General features: G+C 64.9%; 16 protein-coding genes. 9 read left to right on the top strand and 7 right to left on the bottom strand.

From position 1 onward, the window contains the following. Positions 1-3: 3 nt before the first annotated feature. Genes LB555_RS22605 through LB555_RS22595 form a run of 3 tightly spaced genes read right to left on the bottom strand, consistent with a single transcriptional unit; the run spans position 4 to position 3,701 of the window. Positions 4-1,224, bottom strand: coding sequence for a GNAT family N-acetyltransferase (locus LB555_RS22605; RefSeq protein WP_224683813.1), 1,221 nt, complete (start codon positions 1,222-1,224; stop codon positions 4-6). A 9-nt stretch (positions 1,225-1,233) separates the two neighbouring features. Next, the gene (locus LB555_RS22600) at positions 1,234-2,535 is read right to left on the bottom strand and encodes a hypothetical protein (RefSeq protein WP_015316841.1); all 1,302 of its coding nucleotides are present in this window, start codon (positions 2,533-2,535) and stop codon (positions 1,234-1,236) included. Next, positions 2,532-3,701, bottom strand: coding sequence for a glycosyltransferase family 4 protein (locus LB555_RS22595; protein ID WP_224683812.1), 1,170 nt, complete (start codon positions 3,699-3,701; stop codon positions 2,532-2,534). Before LB555_RS22595 ends, LB555_RS22600 begins: the two co-directional genes overlap by 4 nt. A 440-nt stretch (positions 3,702-4,141) precedes the next feature. Here LB555_RS22595 and LB555_RS22590 point away from each other — a divergent pair, with 440 nt between their 5' ends. Then, positions 4,142-5,311: a DUF1972 domain-containing protein gene (locus LB555_RS22590; protein WP_224683811.1), complete on the top strand. Its 1,170-nt coding sequence runs from the start codon at positions 4,142-4,144 to the stop codon at positions 5,309-5,311. Continuing rightward, a complete protein-coding gene (locus LB555_RS22585; RefSeq protein WP_224683810.1) occupies positions 5,308-6,570 on the top strand; it encodes a glycoside hydrolase family 5 protein in 1,263 nt (420 codons plus the stop codon). The genes LB555_RS22590 and LB555_RS22585 overlap by 4 nt, the downstream gene beginning before the upstream one ends. Before the next feature lie 45 nt (positions 6,571-6,615). Here LB555_RS22585 and LB555_RS22580 read toward each other — a convergent pair whose 3' ends face one another. Then, a complete protein-coding gene (locus LB555_RS22580; RefSeq protein WP_224683809.1) occupies positions 6,616-7,962 on the bottom strand; it encodes a VpsF family polysaccharide biosynthesis protein in 1,347 nt (448 codons plus the stop codon). Position 7,963: 1 nt separating this feature from the next. After that, entirely contained in the window at positions 7,964-10,096 is a 2,133-nt protein-coding gene (locus tag LB555_RS22575) for a GumC family protein (RefSeq protein WP_224683808.1), read from the bottom strand. A 282-nt stretch (positions 10,097-10,378) separates the two neighbouring features. Here LB555_RS22575 and LB555_RS22570 point away from each other — a divergent pair, with 282 nt between their 5' ends. The 7 genes from LB555_RS22570 to LB555_RS22540 all read left to right on the top strand — a co-directional run bounded on the left by LB555_RS22570 (position 10,379) and on the right by LB555_RS22540 (position 16,867). Continuing rightward, positions 10,379-11,902 (top strand): formyl transferase, encoded by a 1,524-nt coding sequence (locus tag LB555_RS22570; protein ID WP_224683807.1) that lies wholly within the window; start codon positions 10,379-10,381, stop codon positions 11,900-11,902. 95 nt (positions 11,903-11,997) lie between these two features. Further along, complete coding sequence (locus LB555_RS22565) at positions 11,998-13,206, top strand: FAD-dependent oxidoreductase (RefSeq protein ID WP_181166486.1); 1,209 nt, start codon at positions 11,998-12,000, stop codon at positions 13,204-13,206. Positions 13,207-13,403: 197 nt separating this feature from the next. After that, complete coding sequence (locus LB555_RS22560; RefSeq protein ID WP_140617918.1) at positions 13,404-13,607, top strand: hypothetical protein; 204 nt, start codon at positions 13,404-13,406, stop codon at positions 13,605-13,607. 613 nt (positions 13,608-14,220) lie between these two features. Continuing rightward, positions 14,221-15,252, top strand: a complete 1,032-nt coding sequence (locus LB555_RS22555) for a hydroxyacid dehydrogenase (protein WP_224683806.1) — start codon at positions 14,221-14,223, stop codon at positions 15,250-15,252. 113 nt (positions 15,253-15,365) lie between these two features. After that, entirely contained in the window at positions 15,366-15,743 is a 378-nt protein-coding gene (locus tag LB555_RS22550; protein ID WP_140876466.1) for a hypothetical protein, read from the top strand. Positions 15,744-15,931: 188 nt separating this feature from the next. Further along, on the top strand, positions 15,932-16,141 hold the full coding sequence (locus LB555_RS22545; protein WP_224622569.1) for a hypothetical protein: 210 nt from the start codon (positions 15,932-15,934) through the stop codon (positions 16,139-16,141). A 48-nt stretch (positions 16,142-16,189) separates the two neighbouring features. Next, positions 16,190-16,867 (top strand): GntR family transcriptional regulator, encoded by a 678-nt coding sequence (locus tag LB555_RS22540; RefSeq protein WP_015316829.1) that lies wholly within the window; start codon positions 16,190-16,192, stop codon positions 16,865-16,867. 53 nt (positions 16,868-16,920) lie between these two features. On the opposite strand, the gene LB555_RS22535 is transcribed toward LB555_RS22540, so the two are convergent. Both LB555_RS22535 and LB555_RS22530 read right to left on the bottom strand, forming a co-directional pair. Further along, positions 16,921-17,922: an NADP-dependent oxidoreductase gene (locus LB555_RS22535; protein ID WP_224683906.1), complete on the bottom strand. Its 1,002-nt coding sequence runs from the start codon at positions 17,920-17,922 to the stop codon at positions 16,921-16,923. A gap of 27 nt (positions 17,923-17,949) precedes the next feature. Then, positions 17,950-18,711, bottom strand: a 762-nt coding sequence (locus LB555_RS22530; RefSeq protein WP_224683805.1) for an oxidoreductase, incomplete at its 5' end; no start/stop codon positions are given.

Below are 18,711 nucleotides of genomic sequence, written 5' to 3'. Positions count from 1 at the left end.
GCATTATCCACGCAAGCGCCGAAAACCCCGCATTGTTCCCTGGACCGCGTTGAGCAGCCTTGGGCTGGAGCGTACGAAAGCCTCGACCCGCCTGCGGAACTCGATGGCGGTGGTCGCCACACTGCCCCGCATCGTGAACCCATGGCAGAGTTCGACCAATACCGAACCCTTGGCGCCCATATGTTCCTTGTAGCTCTGGTTGCCGACCGACAGGTCGAAATATCCAAAGCCTCGTTCGCGCGCCCAGCCGATCAACCTGCCCATGATTGCAAGCCCCGGCGAGACATTGGGCACGACGCCCTGGTCCATTGCTATCAGCAGAGCATGAACAGTCCCTTGATGCACGAGCAGATATTGAACCGCGATCAGAGCCTCGCCGACGAGCAGCCCGAAAAGCCGCACCGAACCGTCCAACAGGCCCTGAACAGCCGCGTTCCGGTAAAATTCGACGATGTTCTCCTGGGTCAGCAGATCGAAGCGACCAAGCTCGCGAAAGCGGTCGAGCCGCATCCGCACCAGTTCGCCGAAGATACGGTCAACCTCGGCCGGCGCCCCGGCCTCGACCAGTTCCACGCTGCTAAGCCGTTCGAGTCGGCGCCAGTCCTTGCCGAATTCCTTGACGAAGGATGGCCTGCAGAGACGCTTGAGCACTGTTTCGGGATCGCCGTCGATGGCGAGGCCGAAAGTGGTCTGGATGGAATCGCGTGTGGCCGACAGCAAGGCCAGCGGATTGGCGACGCCCTGAATCTGTCGGGGAATCCCCACGATGTGGACGCGGTCCGCCGGCGGCAGCGCCGAGCGCACCGCCGCCCACGCAGCCTGCGCGGATTGTCGCGTCCACGGGCTGGCATCGGCCAGCAGCGGTGCCGAATAGTCGCAGACGCCACAGCTCAACCATTCGACCACCCAATGATGGAAGGCCCTGCGCCGCATCAGCGGCACCAGCATCCTGGGTTCGCCAGTCGTGGCGTCGCCCACCTCGACGATGAGGAGTTCGGCGCCTTCCGGCAGCAGCCGCGTGGCGATCCCTTCCGCCCAGGCGTAATTCTGGTGTCCGGTGCACACACCGCTTTCCTGGAGGCGCAGCCAGAGTGGCCTGACCGCCTCGAGGCTGGTGTGCAGTTTTGCCGTATAGGCGTCGTTCGCCGCGACGGAGGTAGGATGCGAGACCTGCCCGCCAGGCAAGTCGGTCATCGCGGCAATTTGCACTGCGTGGCCTGTCACATCCTTCTCCTATCGCTTGACCGCGGCGAACGAAACCGCCCGTCGCCAGGAGCCCAGGCGGCTGTCGCGCTGCTGGTCCGGGTGTTCGATGTTCCACATGCGATGATGCACGAAATACCATGATGCCACGAGCACGAAGATCTCGGACACCGCCGAACCCAGCAGCGCCCATGGCGGGGAGGCGATCGACAGCAGGATGGCGATCAACGCCAGCCCGACGATGGCGCCGCCCAGGGTGATGAAGGCGACGATGCGGAAGTCACCCATTATCTCGAGCACGATGCGGGGCATGATGTAGAGCATGATCGGAACGAAATTCGCGATCACGAAAAACCCGATGAATCCCACCGATGCGTCCTGGAGAGCCTGGGACTTTATCATCGGCAGGACGAACAGGATGGCGCATCCATAGACAACCGCGCCAAGGCCCATGACAACGGCCCACAGCTTTGCCTGCGCCCAGACACGGCGCGTTTCGTTGTTGCGCATCAGCTTGGCGAGTTCGGGCTGCGTCATGTTCACGAAGGCAAGACTGCTGATGCGCAGCGGCGCGAACAGCACCAGCACCGCCGCCAGCGGCGCATAGGCGGCCGGCCCGGCAATCCCCGCGACCAGCAGCGCCAGGCATTGCCCCTGGATGTTGGTGGTGGTGGCGCTGAATGCCGACCAGCAGAGCTGGGACCACAGCCTCGCATAGCGCCGCCGTGTCGGCATGCGGAAGCTGATGCGCATCGTGCGGCGCGCCAGCCTGACCAGGACGAAGATGCCAAACACATTGGCCGCCGCGAGCGCATAGAACACAGTCTGCAGCGCGTCCTTGGCCAGCCAGATCGCCAGGCCGGCCATGACCGTGCCGGCGATCGTGAAGGCGGCATCGCTGACGGAAACGATCACCTGCTGGCGGCGCGCGAAGAAGGCCGTGCGCATGTGGCTGCGCAGCGACCATGCGCCGACGAAACAGCCCGCGGCAATTCCGCTGGGGTCGCCCAAGAGACGCATCACGATCGCCGTGCCGACGGCCATCAGCAAGGCAACAACCAGCGCCGCCGTCCCGAAGGCAACGTCATAGGCATCGACGCCGGCGCTGTTGGTGCTCTTGCCCATCCATATCGAGGCCGGAACGGCGGTGAGCGACCTGATGTAGGACAGGCCGACGCCGCCCATCACCATGCCGATGGCAAAGAGGCCGTAGCCTTGCGCCGAAAGCATATGCAGCAGCGCGATGTTGAGGGCGAAGTGGAAGCCGCTCTGCATCGCCTCGCCGCCGATCATCAGCACGAGACGCCGCACCAGATGGCCAGGAAGTTTCACGGCCGTGTCTCCGCCTGGCGGGCGGTTGCCGTCCGCCCCGGCCTGGCGATGGCTGTCTTCAGCTTGTCGGCGGCTATCGCCGCGATCGCCGCCGCCGCGACCGGTTCGCTGAAGACCGCCTCGTAGCGCGCCCGCCCGGCAGCGACAAAGGAGCGCCAGGCCTCGGGCCGCAGGATGATCTCCTCGAGTTTGGCTGCAAGGGCGGCGGCATCGCCGGGCGGAACATGCCAGCCGGTCTCACCATCGCTCACCACCTCGACCAGCCCGCCGATCGCCGACACCAGCGGCGGCCGGCCGTAGGCCATCGCCTCGATGGCGACGCGGCCGAGCGATTCGGGACGCCGCGAGGGAACGGTGACGGTATCGGCCCAGCGATAATGCTCGGCGGGATCGGGGATGAAGGGCAGCACGCTGACGCGTCCGCCGAGCCCCATGCTGCCGACCAGTTCGGCGAGCGCACGTTCGCGCTCGGTACTTTCGAAGGCGCCGCCGACCAGCCGCACCTCGATCCTCGACTTGAGTTCCGCCGGCAACGAGGCGATCGCCTCCAAAAGCACTTCCTGGCCCTTGATCCTGTTGATGCGGCCAAGCAGCAGCACCTTGAGCGGCCGCTTGCCGTCATAGGTCGTCGCTTCGGCCGCGGCCGGGCCGGCAACGCCGTTATAGACCACATGGGAGCGCGCGTATCTGGGCTCGCCGAACGCGGCGCGTGTGGCGCGCGAGTTGAAGATGAGATCGGCATGGCTCCAGTGCATCAGGCCGACTAGGATCCTGCGCATGGCGCCTTCGGGAATTTCGTGGATGTGCAGCACGGCCTTGTGCGGCAGCAGGCGCGCGGCAAGCGCATAGTCGGCCACGATCGAGGTGTTGACATAGGTGAGATCGCAATCCCGGAGCCGCCGCCAGGCCCTCAGCACCGCGACCGGCAGCCGCGCCATCTCGATGGTGGCAAGGCGCGCAATCGCCTGGCGCCTCAGCACCCAGAGCGGCTCGAAGACGATCCGGGTCGCATGCGGTTCGAGGATCCGCACGATCGGTCCGCTGCGCGGCAGGACGACCTCGATATCGGCTGAAGGAAACGCGGCGCGCAACGCGGCGACGCTCTCCGCGAAGCTGCGATCGGAACCATAGAGTTCATAGCCCTGATGGACGCATGCAATCCGCATATTCCCATGCATCTTTCTGCCAGGGGTAGTTTGACGATCCCGCCGCCTGACAGAACAGGCGACTGGAGACTTCAAGCCCAACACCCCTTTGGACTTCACTTGTTGCCGGCATGGTGACGAGCGGATGTAGAACCCGGATCACCATACCAAATGCTGCACGTCCTCCGCCGGTGTGGCGCACAGAAGTCCATGAGCAAGGATCATGCCGGCCCTGATTTCTCCGTCTGCAGGTCGCCCGGTCGCGGCATTGCCTTGTTTCGATACACATACGCTGGGATAGTTGACCGATAGTGAAACAACTCCGGCCGCTGGAAGAAATATTTTACACCCCGGTGCGATGATGGCTGGAACTGAGTCTGGCACGGATATTCGCTGGGCTGTGTTTCCAGAGGGACGGCCGCGCATTGCGGAATCGAGCGGACTTGAAAGCGCCAGCAGCCATGAAACCTGAAATGCCCACCATCCTGATCCTCGGGACGCGCGGCATTCCAGCGGCCCATGGTGGCTTTGAAACCTTCGCCGAGAGGCTGGCGCTGTTTCTTGCCGGGCGCGGCTGGAAGGTCGGCGTCTATTGCCAGGAGGAGGTCGAGCGGGTCGACCAAAGGGTGCGTGTCGACACCTGGAACGGCATCGATCTCATCCATGTCCAGGTCGCCTCGAAAGGTCCCCGCGCGACGCTGGAATTCGACTGGCAGTGCGTGCTCGACGGCGCCCGGCGGCCCGGCATCTGCCTGGTGCTCGGCTATAATGGCGCGGTCTTCCTGACCTGGCTGAGGCTGATGCGGCGCAAGATCATCACCAACATGGACGGCATCGAGTGGCGCCGGCCAAAATGGGGTATGGCTGCGCGCACATGGTTCTGGCTAAACGAATGGATCGGCGCCTGGGCCTCGCACCGCCTGGTCGCCGACCATCCGGTGATCGCGGATCACCTGGCGACGCGCCGGCCGCGCAGCGCCATCGCCACCATCACCTATGGCGCCGACCCGGTGACATCGGCCCCGGAGGCGCCGGTGCGCGCGCTCGGCCTTGAGCCTGGCAACTACCTGATCTCGATCGCGCGCATCGAGCCCGACAACAACATCCTGCCCATGGTCGAGGCCTTCTGCAGCCAGAAGCGCGACATGAAGCTGGTGGTGCTGGGCACGCTTTCCCCCGATATCCCTTACCATGCCGCCGTCCGCAAGGCGGCGAACGCCTCGGTGGTGCTGCCCGGCGCCATCTACGACCAGGCGGCGGTGAAGGCGCTGCGTTTTCACGCGCGCGCCTATCTGCATGGCCACACCGTCGGCGGCACCAACCCGTCGCTGGTCGAGGCGCTGGCCGCCGGCAACATGGTGATCGCTCACGACAACCCCTATAACAGATGGACCGCCGGCGCGGCCGCCATCTATTTCACCGACCGGCAGAGTTGCGCCGAGCGGATGCGGCAGGCGATGGAGGATGACGCGTTGGTCAGGACCTGCGGCGCGGCCGCGAGAGCCCGCGCCAACGAAGCTTTCCGCTGGGACGATGTCCTGCTTGCCTATGAAACCGAAGCCTGCCGGCTTCTGGGCGTGAGCGCCGCCGCAGCCCAGCCGGTCGACCGTCCCTCGCCCGGCGCCGTATGACGGGCTGGTCGCGACGGCGGCTGCTGAGGACCGCGCTGTCGACGGCGCTGGTGCCCGCCACGGCAGCACTCTCGTCCGCATCGCCCGCGCTGGCCGCCACCGGCGAATGGCGTTTTCACCGCGGCGTCAACGCCTGGCCCTGGTTCGCGCTGACGCGTGAGTTTCCCGCGCCGCGCACCGACTATGACTGGCCGCCCTTCCAGTCGCAGCGGCCGGTGCCGACACCGGACGACCTTCGCCGGCTGCGCCGGACCGGGCTCGACTTCGTCCGCCTGCCGGTCGATCCCGGCCCGTTCCTGGCCGCCGATGCTGCCACGCGCACAAAATTGCTGGCGATGCTGGACGATGCCGTCGCGGCAGTCATCGATGCGGATCTCGGCATCATCGTCAACGTGCAGGCCAACGGCGCCACCCATTACTGGAATCCCGACCGCATGGTCTCCAGCACCGCCGCCCCCGAATTCGAAGCCTATCGCGCGCTGGTCGGCACGCTTGCCGGCAGGCTGCAGCGGTTCCCGTCGGTGGCGCTGGAGCCGGTCAACGAACCGCCGCAATCCTGCTCCTCCAACGTCTGGTCGAACGTCCAGGCGGCCCTCCTGGCGGCGGCCAGGGCGTCATCCCAGACGTTGCCGTTGGTCGTCACCGGCGGCTGCGGCTCGATGGTGAGCGGGCTTGCCGCGCTCGATCCGGAACCGCTGGCGGCCTTCGAGCCGATCCTGTTCACCTTCCATTTCTACGAACCCTATCTGTTCAGCCATCAGGGCGCACCCTGGATGCGCGAGCCGGTCTACCGCGCGCTCAACAACGTGCCATGGCCAGCCTCCGCCGGTTCGCTCGAACGGACGCTGGCCTCGGTCAGGGCCCGCATGGCCGGGGACACCGAAACCTCGGAAGCGGACAAGCAGGCCGCCTATGCCGAAACCGAACGCGTGCTGAAGGTCTATTTCGACGCCAGGCCAGATCGCTGGTTCGTCGACAAATATATCGGCCAGGCGCGCGATTGGGCCGACAGCCACGGCATCGCCCCGACGCGCGTCATCATGGGCGAATTCGGCGCGCTGCGCACCGACGCCCGCTACGTCGCCGCCCCCAATCCCGACCGCGCCCGCTACATCGCCGATGTCAGGCAGAGCGCCGAGGCATCCGGCTTCCCCTGGGCCTTCTGGGACCTGTTCGACGGCATGGGCATGATGGACGACAAAACCCGCTCGCTCGACCCGGCGATGGTGGATGCACTCGGGTTGAGGATGCCGGAATAACCGCCTTCCAAATGCGGCCGAGTTCCTTGTCGCCGTAGAGCAGCGCTACCTCGGCACCCCTTGTGCGCCCGGACGCCCCGCCACCTTCACCGGCCTGTAAAGCACCAGCGCGATCACCACGAACTTGGTCATCAGCGTCGTCTTGGACGCCAGGCTTTCGGAGGTGTTGAGCAGGATCAGCCAGCCCAGCATCGGCAGCCAGATGCCGGGATGGCAGCGGCGTGCCACTTCGTGCATGAACAGCGCGAAGCCGAAAAACAACAGCAGGGTGAAGAAGGCGCCCTGATAAAGGAGCAGGCGGATGATCGGGTTCTCGATACCCTGTTCGAGGCCGTTGATGCGGCGCAGGCTTTCGATGAGATCGATGTCGGGCCCCACGATCAGGTCGCGCAGTTCGAAATGCTTGAACAACTCGAACATTTCGACGCGGGCATTGGCGCTGCCGCTGTCCGACACGAAGCGCTCCAGCAGCGCGTCGAAGAAGCCGTAGGAGAACAGCATGACCACCACGACCGGCAGCAGCGAGGCGAGCATGACGGCAAGGGCGGCACCCGGCAGGCTGATGCGTCCTCGCCGCAGATAAGCCACGCCACTGAAAAGCAGATAGATGCCGCCGAGCGCGATCGTCGTCACCATCGCCGAGCGCCCGCCAAATGCGACCAGCGCCGCGCATTGCAGGCCGATCAGCCCGAGCCGCAGCGGCATGGACAGGGATTTCGAACCGGAGAGCAGCGCCAGCACATAGATCGAGGTGATCGTGGCGTTGGACAGCGGATGGCCCTGGAGCGCCGTCGAGCGCAGGTCGTTCATGAACACCTCGCCGTCGAGCCGGTAGGGGAAGACCAGCGTCTTGGTGGCGAACTCGAACAGCGCCAGCAGCGCGTTGACCGTCATCACCGCGTGCACCACGGTTTGCATGCGGGCGAACGTCTTTTCGTCGGCCTCGGCCAGCATCATCACCAGCAGCGCCGCCGCCACGAACGTGTCGATCATGCCGGCCATGCCGGGGCGCTGCCTGACGATGACGACGACCAGCAGCATGATCGACATGACGGCCAGCAGCGCGCTGGCAGGCCGCCTGTCGGCGATGGCCAGCGTATAGCCTACCGGGTTGCCGAACGTGCAGGCGCGCCAGGCAAACATCAGCACGAGCAGATAGGTGGAAGGATGGATCTTGGTCGCCGGATTGCCCGTCAGGCCGTCGTAATTGTAGCCCACCAGCCACAGCATGCCACCCGAAATGCTGAACAGCAGCGCCACCACCGCCACAAGGCCGTAGCCGGTCACCCAGTCCACGGAATTGCCGGTGCGGGGCGCGGTCGGGGCTTGACCCTGGCCGGCCCAGCCGGCCGCCGGGGTGGCGGACCGGGCGGCGCCCCGGATGGCAGCCATGTCAGGCCGCCTCGTCGACCAGCAAGGCGCCGGTCGGCAACCGCCCCATGACCGAAATGGCTTGCGAGGCCGCCGTGACGTCGCGCATCGGCGTCGCGTTCAGCGTGGCGACGAGCACAATCTCGTCGACCATGGCGACCAGCGGTGAGGCGTTGAGATTGTCGGCCAGCGCGCCGCCGTCGACGACGACGAGTTCGAAATTGCGGCTCGCCTGGGCCAGCATATGCTGTGTGAAATAGACGCCCTGCGCCTCGGAAAAAGCAGCCTTCGGCCGACCCTTGCCCAGAAGCGCGACGTTGCTGCCGGGCGCGTATTGGCTGAGCGCTTCGAAGGCGTATTCGCCGCGCAGCACGTCGAGGAGACCTGGCTGCGGCTCCTTCTGGCTGCCGCCGGTATTGTTGGTGTCGATGAACAGGACACGGCTGCCCCTGGCAGCCGCCGCGTTGGCCAGCAGGCGCGCCACCCGGCCCCGCTGCGCGGCGTCCTCTGGCGCCGACGTCACCAGGATCGACGGTACCAGTGGCCAGTTCGGCGGACGCCGGCTGGAGGAGAACAGGCGTCTCAACGCCAGGCCGGCGACGGCGTCCATCTTCTGTCCGGCCGGCGCGGCGGCGCCGCCGAAAGGCCACCAGCGGCGGCGCGCTGATTTTGCTGGCAGCACGCCCACCACGGGCGCGTCGATGGCCGATTGCATCTGCGCGCTGGAAAGCACCGTCGGCGATGAATATTCCGCGATCAGCGCCATGCCGGTGCCGAGCCCCAGCCCGCCGAAGAACGCGCCGAACACCAGCAGCAACAGCGGCGGCCAGCTCTTCTTCAGGGCCGGCATGGCGTCCGAGATGATGCGCGCATTGGTGCTGTCGACATTGACCTGCTCGCGCGTTTCCTGCGCCCGTTGCAGATAGGTGGCATAGACGGAGCGCACCGCCTCGAGATCGCGTTGCAGTTCGCGCAGCTTGACCGAGGCCTGGTCGGTGTCGAGCGACTTGCTCTTCATGCCCGCGACCTTCGCTTCCAGCGCCTGCTGGTTGGCCAGCGCGCGCTCGTAGTCGGTTTCGGCGGCGGCGGCGATACGACCGAGTTCGCGCGCGATGAGCGCGCGCGTGTCGCGCAATTGCTGCTGGGCCGCCATCATCGAAGGATGGCGCGGCCCGAGCTCCGTGCCGAGCTGCGAAACCTGGTCGACAAGTGTCGCCTCCTGCGCCCGCAGGCTCGAAATCACCGCCGAGCGCATCGCTTCCGAGGTCGCGTCCGGCGCGCCGCCGGACCGGTGCAACTGGTCGACCTGCGCCTTCAGCGTCGCGGTGCGGCTCTGCGCGGCGGCGAGCTGCGTGTTGATCTCGGTCAGTTCCTGGTCGCTGACCAGATTGCCGGCGGCCATGACCATGTTGTTGGCCGACCTGTAGGCCTCGACCGCATTCTCGGCCCGCTGGACGCGCTTGCGCTGCTCGTCCAGCCGCGCTGTGATCGAGTCGGAAGCATCCGTGGCCATCTTCGCGCGCGCGCTCGCCTGATCCGCCAGGTAAGCCTGCGCGATGGCATTGGCGAGCTTCGCCGCCTTGTCGGCGCTCTTGGCGGTAACGATCACGTCGAGGACCAGCACCTTGTCGGCCCGCTTGACCGCAAGCCGCCGGCGCAGCGCATCGAGCGTCTTGCCCGCCTTGTCGGTTTCGGCCGAGCCCGAGCCCAGCACGCCGCCGAGCAGGCGGCTCAACAACCCGCCCTGCCCGTTGAATTCCGGGTCCTCGGTCAGGTTGGTCGCCGCGATTGCCCTGAGCAGCACGCCGCTCGACTGGACGACGGCAACCTGGCTTTCCACCATGGTGATGCCGCCATCAGGCGGAACGCGGCTCGGATTGACGTCGTTGGTGACCACCTGCAGGTCCTGCGGATCGACGATGATCTCCGCCACCGAGCTGTAAAGCGCCGGCGTGAACAGTCCATAGAGCAGCGCCCCGAGGGTCAGCAGCGCGGCGGTGGCGAGGATCAGGAAACGGCGGCGCACCAGAATGCGCTTCAGGTCACCCAGCTCGACGGTCGAGGACGGATAGGACGCGGCCGGCGGTGGCTCCGGCGCATATTGCATCACCTCTGGAGCGTGTTGTTGCGGCAACGAGAGCAGGGATGATTGCAAAGGTCGCTCCGACAACACTCCATGTGCCCCAAAAGCTTAAATTGCGGCTTAAGCTTAGCTATTACTCCAACTGTTAAAACACTGTTAATTATGTTGGGAGCTCTTCTGATTTTTGGCACGGAGTTTGCGTAGCAGAGGCATGGGCCGTGTTGACAGGGCGCGAGCGAGCGGGAAACGAATGGAATGGAGCAACATCTTCCTCCAGTCCGACCGTCGCCCACCGATCGTGCCTAAAAATCGAACACCGGCCAATACCGAATATCAGAATTCTAGGGGTGCGACATGCAGGTGAGCCTGCGCCTGGACAGCGACTGCCTCCGTGCCTTTCACCTGCTGCTGCTGCAGCGCCTGGCCGCGCTCGCCGAGGTCGCGGTCAGCGTCGACGCACGCCCAGCCGGGAGCGGCATTCCAGGCAGCGTCGCGGCACTGTTCCAGCTTGAAACGGTCATCCATGGCTTGCCCGCGGACGGACTGGCCAAGCGCCTGCCGTTGTCGGCGCTGGCACCCTACCGCACGCAGCCCGCCGCCGCGCCCGACCTCGTGCTCGACCTCTGCGGCGATGTGCGAATGGAAGGAACACGCGTCTGGCATGTGACCTATGACGGCGCCGGCGGCGAAGCGGCCCTGCTGGCGTCGATCCTCGATGGCCGGACCCCGCGGGCCTGCATCGAGGAGAACGGCGCCGTCGTCGCCGAAGGACGCCTGGGCACCGAATATGGCGGCATCGCGCTCGCCTCGTTCCAAGACATGCTGGCGCGCACGGCAAGCCTGATCCTGGCGGCGGTGACGGGCGCGGCGGGGGGCGCCCTGCCCGCCCTGCCCGAGCCGGAGGACGGCAGGGGGCCGCCATCGCTGCCCTCGGCCGGCAAGCTCGGCGTCAGGGCGGGCAAGGCATTGGCGCGCCGCGTCGTCCAGAAGATCTACCATCTCTGCTACAACGCCCCGCACTGGAAGGTCGGCTGGCGCCAGACCGGCGGGCGGGATCTGTTCGACCTGCGCGCGCATCCGGCCTCTGGCTGGCGAGAATTGCCCGACGACGGCAGCCGCTTCTACGCCGATCCGTTCCCGATCCTTCATCAGGGACAGGTAACCCTGTTCGTCGAGGACTATATCCACCGCCTGGGCCGAGCCATCATTTCCGCCGTGCCGTTTGGTCCGTCGGGGCCGATCGGCCGTCCGGAGCCGGTGCTCGATCTGCCCTACCATCTCTCCTACCCCTTCGTCTTCGAGCGTGATGGCGAGGTTTGGATGGTGCCGGAAAGCTGCGCCAAACGGACGGTGGATCTCTACCGCGCCACGGCCTTCCCGGGCGGATGGGTCAAGGAAGCGACGCTGCTGTCCGACATCGTCGCCAGCGACGCCACCTTGGTCGAGCATGGCGGCTCGTGGTGGCTGTTCGCCACCGTCCGGGACGGTGAAGGCAGCGCCCGGGACGGCGGCGGCGCCTTCTCGGACGCGCTGCATCTGTGGTCGGCGCCTGACTTTCGCGGCCCCTGGACGCCGCATCCCAGGAATCCGGTGCTGATCGACATCGCCTCGGCGCGGCCGGCCGGACGCATGGTCGAACGTGACGGCCAGTTGCTGCGTCCGGTACAGGACTGCCGCAGGAGCTACGGCGGCGCCCTTGGCATCGCACGCGTCACTCACCTTGATTTGAACGGCATGGAGCAGCGTGTCGAGACGATCTTAACCCCCGGCGCGCTATGGAGTGGGCGTAAGCTGCACACGCTCAACGAGGCGGGCGGCCTGGAGTTCATCGACGGCTCGGCGATCGCGCCGCGCTGGAAAAGAGGTGGCGGTGGTTAACCTAAACGTTTGTTACTACCGGCCACCCGCGCTGGTTGCTTGAGGTTGATTATGGTCCGGAAGATATTTTCCACCACGGATTGTGGAGACAGAAGATGACCAGCATGAAGGGCAGCGAAATCACCCCCGCCGACGCTGACCCCATCGAAGTCGACGTGGCGATCGTTGGCGCCGGAATGGCCGGCACCACGCTGGCAACCGTGTTGGCAAAAGCCGGCCGCAAGGTGGCACTGATCGATCCGCACCGCGTTCATCACGACGAGTTCCGGGCCGAAAAAATCGGTACCGATCAGATACGGCTGTTCGAGAAGCTCGGCCTCGACAAAACGATCATGCGGCTCGTCACGCCGTTTGACGACATTCATGTCTTCCGCCTTGGCCAGTTGTTCGCGCGTGAGCGCAGGCCCGAATACGCATTTTCCTATGGAGCGTTGATCAACGGGCTGCGCGATGCCCTTCCCCCGCAAGTGCCGATAACGGTCGGCAAGGTCGCCGAGGTCTCGACCGGACCGGACCGGCAGCGCCTTGTGCTGAACGACGGCAGGGTCATCACGGCTCGCCTGCTGGTGGTCGCCACCGGTCACAGCGAAGCGGTGCGGCGCGCCATCGGCGTCGAGCGGGTCGAGCAATCGAAAGCTCATTCGCTGTCGATGGGTTTCGACCTCGCCATTCCGCCGCGCGAATGCGGCTACCAGGCCGTCACCTGCTACGGCAGGCGGGCCAGCGACCGCGTCGCCTACATCACCGTCTTTCCTCTCGGCGACAAGATGCGGGCCAACATGTTCGTCTATCGCACCGTGGCCGAACAATGGACGAGGGACTTTCGGGCCAATCCGCAGAAAATGCTTTGCGAATTGATGCCTGAAATATCGGCGCAATGCGGCAACTTCGCTGTCTCAAGTCCCGTCGAGGTCCGGCAGATCAACCTGACCACGACGCAAGGCCATCGCCGCGACGGGGTCGTCTTCATCGGTGACGCGTTCTGGACGACATGCCCGACGCCGGGCGTCGGCATAGGGCGGGTCATGATCGACGTCGATCAGCTCCATTCCGTTCACATTCCACGCTGGCTGGAAACGCCAGGCATGGCGGCGGACAAGATCGCCGCTTTCTATGACGATCCGGTCAAGCTGGCCTCCGATGAGGCCGGCATGCGTGTGAGTGTCTATGCCAGGCGGATCACCACCGAAACCGGGCTGGAATGGCGCGCGCGGCGCCTGCGCAACAACACGGCACGCAGGCTGATGATCATCGGCCGCAAGGTGCGCCATTTGGGAATGCGGCGGGAGCCGGGCATGGCGTGAGGGGGCTTTCCACCCTCTATCGTCATCGTGGTTCTGTCCTGAGGGCCGTACCTCTAACCTGGCTCCACCCCTCCCGGAGAAGGAAACCGCTGGAGCGCTTCACCGGGACAGCGACATCGCGCTCAAAAAGCAGATCCAGTGCCGTTCGGTGGGAACAAGCGGCTTGCCGACAGGTTATTCCCGCAGGAGATCCTGTCATGGTCAAGAATATCGACCGCGCGTTGCAGGATGCTATTCTGGCAATGCGCATTCTTCGCAAATCCATCATTGATCATGGGCATATGGAAGCCATGGCCGAATTTGACGGCTTGATGAGCGTGACCATATCGGAGGCCGAGCGCCAACTCACCAGTTGGCAGACCGGTCATCGCGCCGAGCGATCGGACCACGCAGAATCCTGACGCGATCTCAAAGCTCGGACCCAACGGAACCTTGCCGAACGGCGTTGGTTTCATGGAATGCGACACGCTGCCGGAGGACAAAGTGGCCCGATTGGTCGACAAGCATAAGCTTGAGAGAGCCGATCGCGAGTCGCGGCTCATCCTCGACGCCGAACGGCAGGCCCGCGACGCAAAGACCGAGCGCCTTCGCAAGCAGCGACTGTCCGCGGAGCCAAGCGGCGAGCGACAGAAGCCCGCACCGCCGAAGCGGCGTGGGTGACGGCCTGCTCGTTCGCAAAGGCAAAAGGCGCGATCGGTCGATCGCGCCTTTGTTTCAGCAGGCGAATGCGTTCAGGTCGGTAACCCTGAAGGTCCAGCGAGAGCAGTGACGGCCGAAAGCCGTTCGCGCTTCTGCCAGGTTGGCTTCTCGTATTTCTTCACCAGCCATCTCCCCTTGTTGGAAACCGCAGAGAAGACCGGCTTCGCCGCCAATGTCAATCGTACCAGGACGGCCGTGGTGATTGTTCGAAACGCCCCGCGCCGGGTGAATTGGTCTACCGTGCTTTCAAATCCGCCGGCACGGGATAGATTTAGGATCGAGAAAGCGCCACAAGGCGCGTGGGAGGACTTGCCAATGTCAGACACCGCCTTGCCGCTGGTGATCAGCGCGCCCGAGCCGCGCACGCTCGAACTGATCTTCACGCCGCCGCAGCTGGCGCGCCTCAAGGCGCATTATCGCATCGTCGAGACGACGCCCGACGGCGTGGCGCGGCTGCCGGCCCAGGTGCTGGCCGAGGCCCGCTACATCGTCGGCCAGCCCCCGATCTCCCCGCGGACGCTTGAAGCGATGAAGGCGCTGCGCTGCGTCTTCAATGTCGAGAGCAACCTCCTCGACAACTTGCCCTACGAAACACTGTTCGCACGGGGTGTCCATGTCGTCACGACGGGCCTAGTCTTCGCCGAGCCGGTAGCCGAGCTCGGCCTGGCCATGGCGCTCAACCTTGCCCGCGGCATCGTCGATGCCGACCTTGCTTTCCGCAAAGGCGAGGAACTGTGGGGCGGCGACGGCAACCAGACGGCGCGGCTGCTTTCAGGAGCCGATGTCGGCATCATCGGCTTCGGCGATCTCGGCCGCGCCCTCAACCGCCTGCTGTCGGGCTTCCGCACCCACACGAAGGTGTTCGACCCCTGGCTGCCGCCGTCGATCCTGAGGGAAAACGGCGTCGAGCCGGCCTCGCTGGACGAGGTGCTGTCATCAAGCGACTTCGTCTTCGTCGTCGCCTCGGTAACCTCCGAGAACCAGGGGTTTCTGGGCGCCGATGCTTTTGGCAGGATGCGCAAGGGAGCCGCCTTCATCCTGCTCAGCCGTGCCGGCGTGGTCGATTTCCCCGCCTTGATGGCGGCTGTGAAGAGCGGCCACATCCTTGCCGCCAGCGATGTCTTTCCCGAGGAGCCGCTGGCAGTCGACCATCCCGTGCGCGCGCTGCCCGGCTTCCTGCGCTCCGCCCATCGCGCCGGCGCCCTCGACACCGCCTTCAAACGCATGGGCGACATGGTGCTGGAGGACATGGACCTGATCGACCGTGGCCTGCCGCCGCTGCGCTCCAAACGCGCCGAGCGCGAGACGGTGTCGAGGATGCGTTCGAAGCCGTCCGACAGGAATTGAGCAACCGCGCGGGTGTGCTCAACCGCATAGGCGGGTTTTGTACCAAACCGTACGCTGAATCCCCTTTGAGATGCACCTTCGGAGGCGTAAAAAACAACCTCAGGGAGGTAGCGATGGTTGGAAGCCATATAGACGTGGCGCGGGCAGCTATCGAAGCCAGCTTCCTGCTACGACATCGTTCCATTGCTGGAAACATCGCCTTTCGCCGCGAAATGGACCATTCCAGGCGCGCGATCGCGCAATCGCGCGAGCTTCTGAAACGCCTTTTCCAACGCGATGACAACGGTCAAGCCTGGGAAGCTACAGACCCGGTTCCCGTTGCCGTCTCAGCGTTCGATGCCGACATTCTGCGCGCTGTATTTCGAGATCTGGTCTCGCAAGCGAACGTGCCCGAGTGTCAATGGCGCGATCTGGCCAAAAGCCTGGTTCACGAGTTTACCGGCTGCGAGCTGGCCGAGACCGGCTTGATAGAATGGCTCATCCACAAATAGTGACCCGCAAAGGTCGGTGAGCCCGTCTCCCAGAGATGCCCGCTTCCTGATGGAACGATCGCGCCGCCGGCTGGTTTTGCAAATGGCCGGGCGGTGGGAAGCCCGGCGTACTCGGAAGGCCCGTCACGAGTCGCGTCGGTGGCGGGCCTTTCCATGTCCAGCAGCGATATTGGCCGAAGGTCCCATTCGTGGCCGTGCAGTGGGCGCCCTTCTCCGAACCGGTCCTAGTCGGCCAGGCCTTCGTGCTGACCGGAGCGGGGCCGGGCTGCCTGCCGGTCATCATGCGCCAGCAAGTCGGCAGGATCAGCCTGCGCCACGCGATGCGGATGTGCGGCGTCGTCAGCCTCGATGACACGCGCCTCGACCAGCTTGTGGCCAGCCTCGCGCGCGAACGCTAGAGTGGTCGGGGCCAATGACGATTTGGCCGGGCCAGCAAGAGGATCGCGATGCTCAACACGGTCGACTATGGCGGCAAGGAAGCCGATATCGTCCATGCGCTGGAGGAAGACATCATCTTTGGCCGGCTGGCGCCCGGCACGCGGCTGGTCGAGGACGTGCTGCTGGCCCGCTTCCCGGTCTCGCGCCACACCATCCGCCAGGCCCTCTACCAGCTGGAAAGGCTTGGCGTCGCCACGCGCGAGCGCAACAAGGGCGCCACGGTGCGCCGGCTCGCCCCCGAGGAAGTCCGCCAGATCTACGAGGTGCGCGAGATGCTGCAGCGCCAGGCCGCGCTGATGATCCGGCTGCCGGCGAGCGAGGCGCTGATCGCCGAGCTGATCGAGATCCACCGCGTCTACAGCACCCATGTCGACGCCGGCTACCTCAGAGGCATCCATGAGGCCAACGACCGCTTCCACCTCACCATGTTCTCGGCCTGCGGCAACGCCTATCTCGTGTCCTCGATCGAGCACTATATGCGCCTCAGCCTGCCGGTACGGGCGAATTCGCTGGCCGACCGGGACAAGCTCGAAATCTCGCGCCAGCATCATCTGATGATGATCGAGGCGCTGAAGCGCAGCGACAATTGGGTGCTGGCGCAGCTTTGCGTCGACCACCTGCAGCCGAGCAAGGCGTTTTATCTCAGGGAGGTCGAGATGGGACCGGTGGGCCGCGACGCCGGCTAAGGATGATGACGGACAGTGCCGGGGTACAGGTGACGCGCCGCTGCCGCGCCATTCTATCTGACCTTGATGACGACCTTGCCTTTTGCCCGTCCGGTCCCGACATAGGCCAATGCTTCGTTGGTCTGTTCGAATGGGAAGACCCGATCGACGACGGGGCGTACGGCGCCGGATTCGATGAGCGACGTGATCTTGCCCAGCTGGTCGCCCTGCGCCCACATGAACAGGAACGAATAGTCGACACCGGCGCGTTTTGCCTTGCGGCGTATGCCACGGCTGAGCAGGCCCACGATCAGCCTCAGGACGATGTTGAGGCCTTGTTTCCTGGCAAAGTCGGAATCCGGGGGACCGGAGATGGAGATCAGCTTGCCGCCCGGCTTGAGAACGCCCAGCGATTTTTCGAGCGTCTTGGCGTCCTGGCTGTTCAGGACAACGTCGTAGCCCTGCAGGACGTTTTCGAAATCGTCCTTCTTGTAATCGACGACGATATCGGCGCCGAGACTTTTGACCAGATCGGTGCTCGCCGCGCTCGCTGTTGTCGCGACCGTCGCGCCAAGATGCTTCGCCAGCTGGATGGCGAAGGTCCCCACACCGCCGGAACCGGCCTGGATGAAGACTTTCTGGCCCTTCCTCAGTTTGGCTTTCTCGACCAGCACCTGCCAGGCAGTCAGGCCGACGAGCGGGATCGAGGCGGCCTCTTCCATGCTGAGGTTTTTTGGCTTCAGGGCCACGTCGGCTTCGTTCATGGCTATAGATTGCGCGAATGTCCCGATCCGGCCATCGCGCGGCCGGGCATAGACTTCGTCGCCTGGCTTGAAGCCGCGGACTTTCGATCCGACCCGCACGACGATTCCTGCCACGTCGTGGCCCAGAATGAAGGGCGGGCGATAGGGCAGGATGGGTTTGAACTCTCCGTCCCGGACTTTGGCATCCAGGAGGTTCACGGCGGCGGCATGGATCTCGACCAGGACATCATCGTCCCGCGGATCCGGCTCTGGCATTTCGGCCAGCCGCAGGGCGCCCTTCTTCTGATATTTGTCGACGACAAAGGCTTTCATCATGGTCACTTTCTGAAAATCGTTTGCTCAGGCAGGCAAGCGGAACTGCTTGCGCAAGGTCTTGTCGAACATCCCGGCGGGCGCGAAGCGACGCAGCAGGCTGACCTGCCGGGCCGCCTTGCCCGCGGTGTAGCGCCGGCGCGGCTGGCTGGCGGTCGCCGCTTTGACGACCACATCCGCCACCACTTCCGGCCGATCGGCTTTGGGCATCACATCGGCAAGCAACGCCTTGAAGCCGGCTCGCGCCCGATCGTATTCCTTCAGCACGGAATCCGGTTCTATTCCATTCTGGTCGAAGACGGTGCGCACGAATGCCGGCTCGATGACCGAGACGCGAATATTGAAGGCACGAATCTCATGATCGAGCGATTCCGAATAACCTTCGAGCGCGTGCTTGACCGCGGAGTAATGCGCCGAATATGGCGCGGGTACCAATCCCAGGATCGAGCCGATATTTATGATGCGTCCTACGCCCTGCCGCCGCATCGACGGCAACACCGCATTGGTCACGCGCATGACGCCGAACAGATTGACGTCGAACAGCGCCTGCACCTGCGAGATCGAGGATTCTTCGGCTCCTCCAAACATGCCGACGCCGGCATTGTTGACCAGCAGATCGATGCGGCCGGTCTGCGCGTGTATGGTTGAAACGAGTGCATCGATGGCCTTGTCGTCGGTCACATCGCAAACCAGCATGGTTACTCCGTTCGGGCTGTCGCCGAGCTTGCGGCGGCTTGTGCCGAACACGGTAAATCCCGCTCGCGGCCGCCCCGACCCGCGGGGGCGGCC

Source organism: Mesorhizobium sp. BR-1-1-10 (assembly GCF_020165595.1).
GTDB classification, from domain to species: Bacteria; Pseudomonadota; Alphaproteobacteria; order Rhizobiales; family Rhizobiaceae; genus Mesorhizobium; species Mesorhizobium australicum.
The sequence above is the reverse complement of the archived record's forward strand: the minus strand, read 5'-3'. Positions and strand labels throughout refer to the sequence as shown.

What these genes read in the sequence shown, in the direction of transcription:
- LB555_RS22595 (WP_224683812.1), bottom strand. Translation starts at nt 3,701, where the DNA reads ATGCGGATTGCATGCGTCCATCAGGGCTATGAACTCTATGGTTCCGAT.
- LB555_RS22590 (WP_224683811.1), top strand. Translation starts at nt 4,142, where the DNA reads ATGAAACCTGAAATGCCCACCATCCTGATCCTCGGGACGCGCGGCATT.
- LB555_RS22585 (WP_224683810.1), top strand. Translation starts at nt 5,308, where the DNA reads ATGACGGGCTGGTCGCGACGGCGGCTGCTGAGGACCGCGCTGTCGACG.
- LB555_RS22580 (WP_224683809.1), bottom strand. Translation starts at nt 7,962, where the DNA reads ATGGCTGCCATCCGGGGCGCCGCCCGGTCCGCCACCCCGGCGGCCGGC.
- LB555_RS22570 (WP_224683807.1), top strand. Translation starts at nt 10,379, where the DNA reads ATGCAGGTGAGCCTGCGCCTGGACAGCGACTGCCTCCGTGCCTTTCAC.
- LB555_RS22565 (WP_181166486.1), top strand. Translation starts at nt 11,998, where the DNA reads ATGACCAGCATGAAGGGCAGCGAAATCACCCCCGCCGACGCTGACCCC.
- LB555_RS22560 (WP_140617918.1), top strand. Translation starts at nt 13,404, where the DNA reads ATGGTCAAGAATATCGACCGCGCGTTGCAGGATGCTATTCTGGCAATG.
- LB555_RS22555 (WP_224683806.1), top strand. Translation starts at nt 14,221, where the DNA reads ATGTCAGACACCGCCTTGCCGCTGGTGATCAGCGCGCCCGAGCCGCGC.
- LB555_RS22550 (WP_140876466.1), top strand. Translation starts at nt 15,366, where the DNA reads ATGGTTGGAAGCCATATAGACGTGGCGCGGGCAGCTATCGAAGCCAGC.
- LB555_RS22540 (WP_015316829.1), top strand. Translation starts at nt 16,190, where the DNA reads ATGCTCAACACGGTCGACTATGGCGGCAAGGAAGCCGATATCGTCCAT.
- LB555_RS22535 (WP_224683906.1), bottom strand. Translation starts at nt 17,922, where the DNA reads ATGAAAGCCTTTGTCGTCGACAAATATCAGAAGAAGGGCGCCCTGCGG.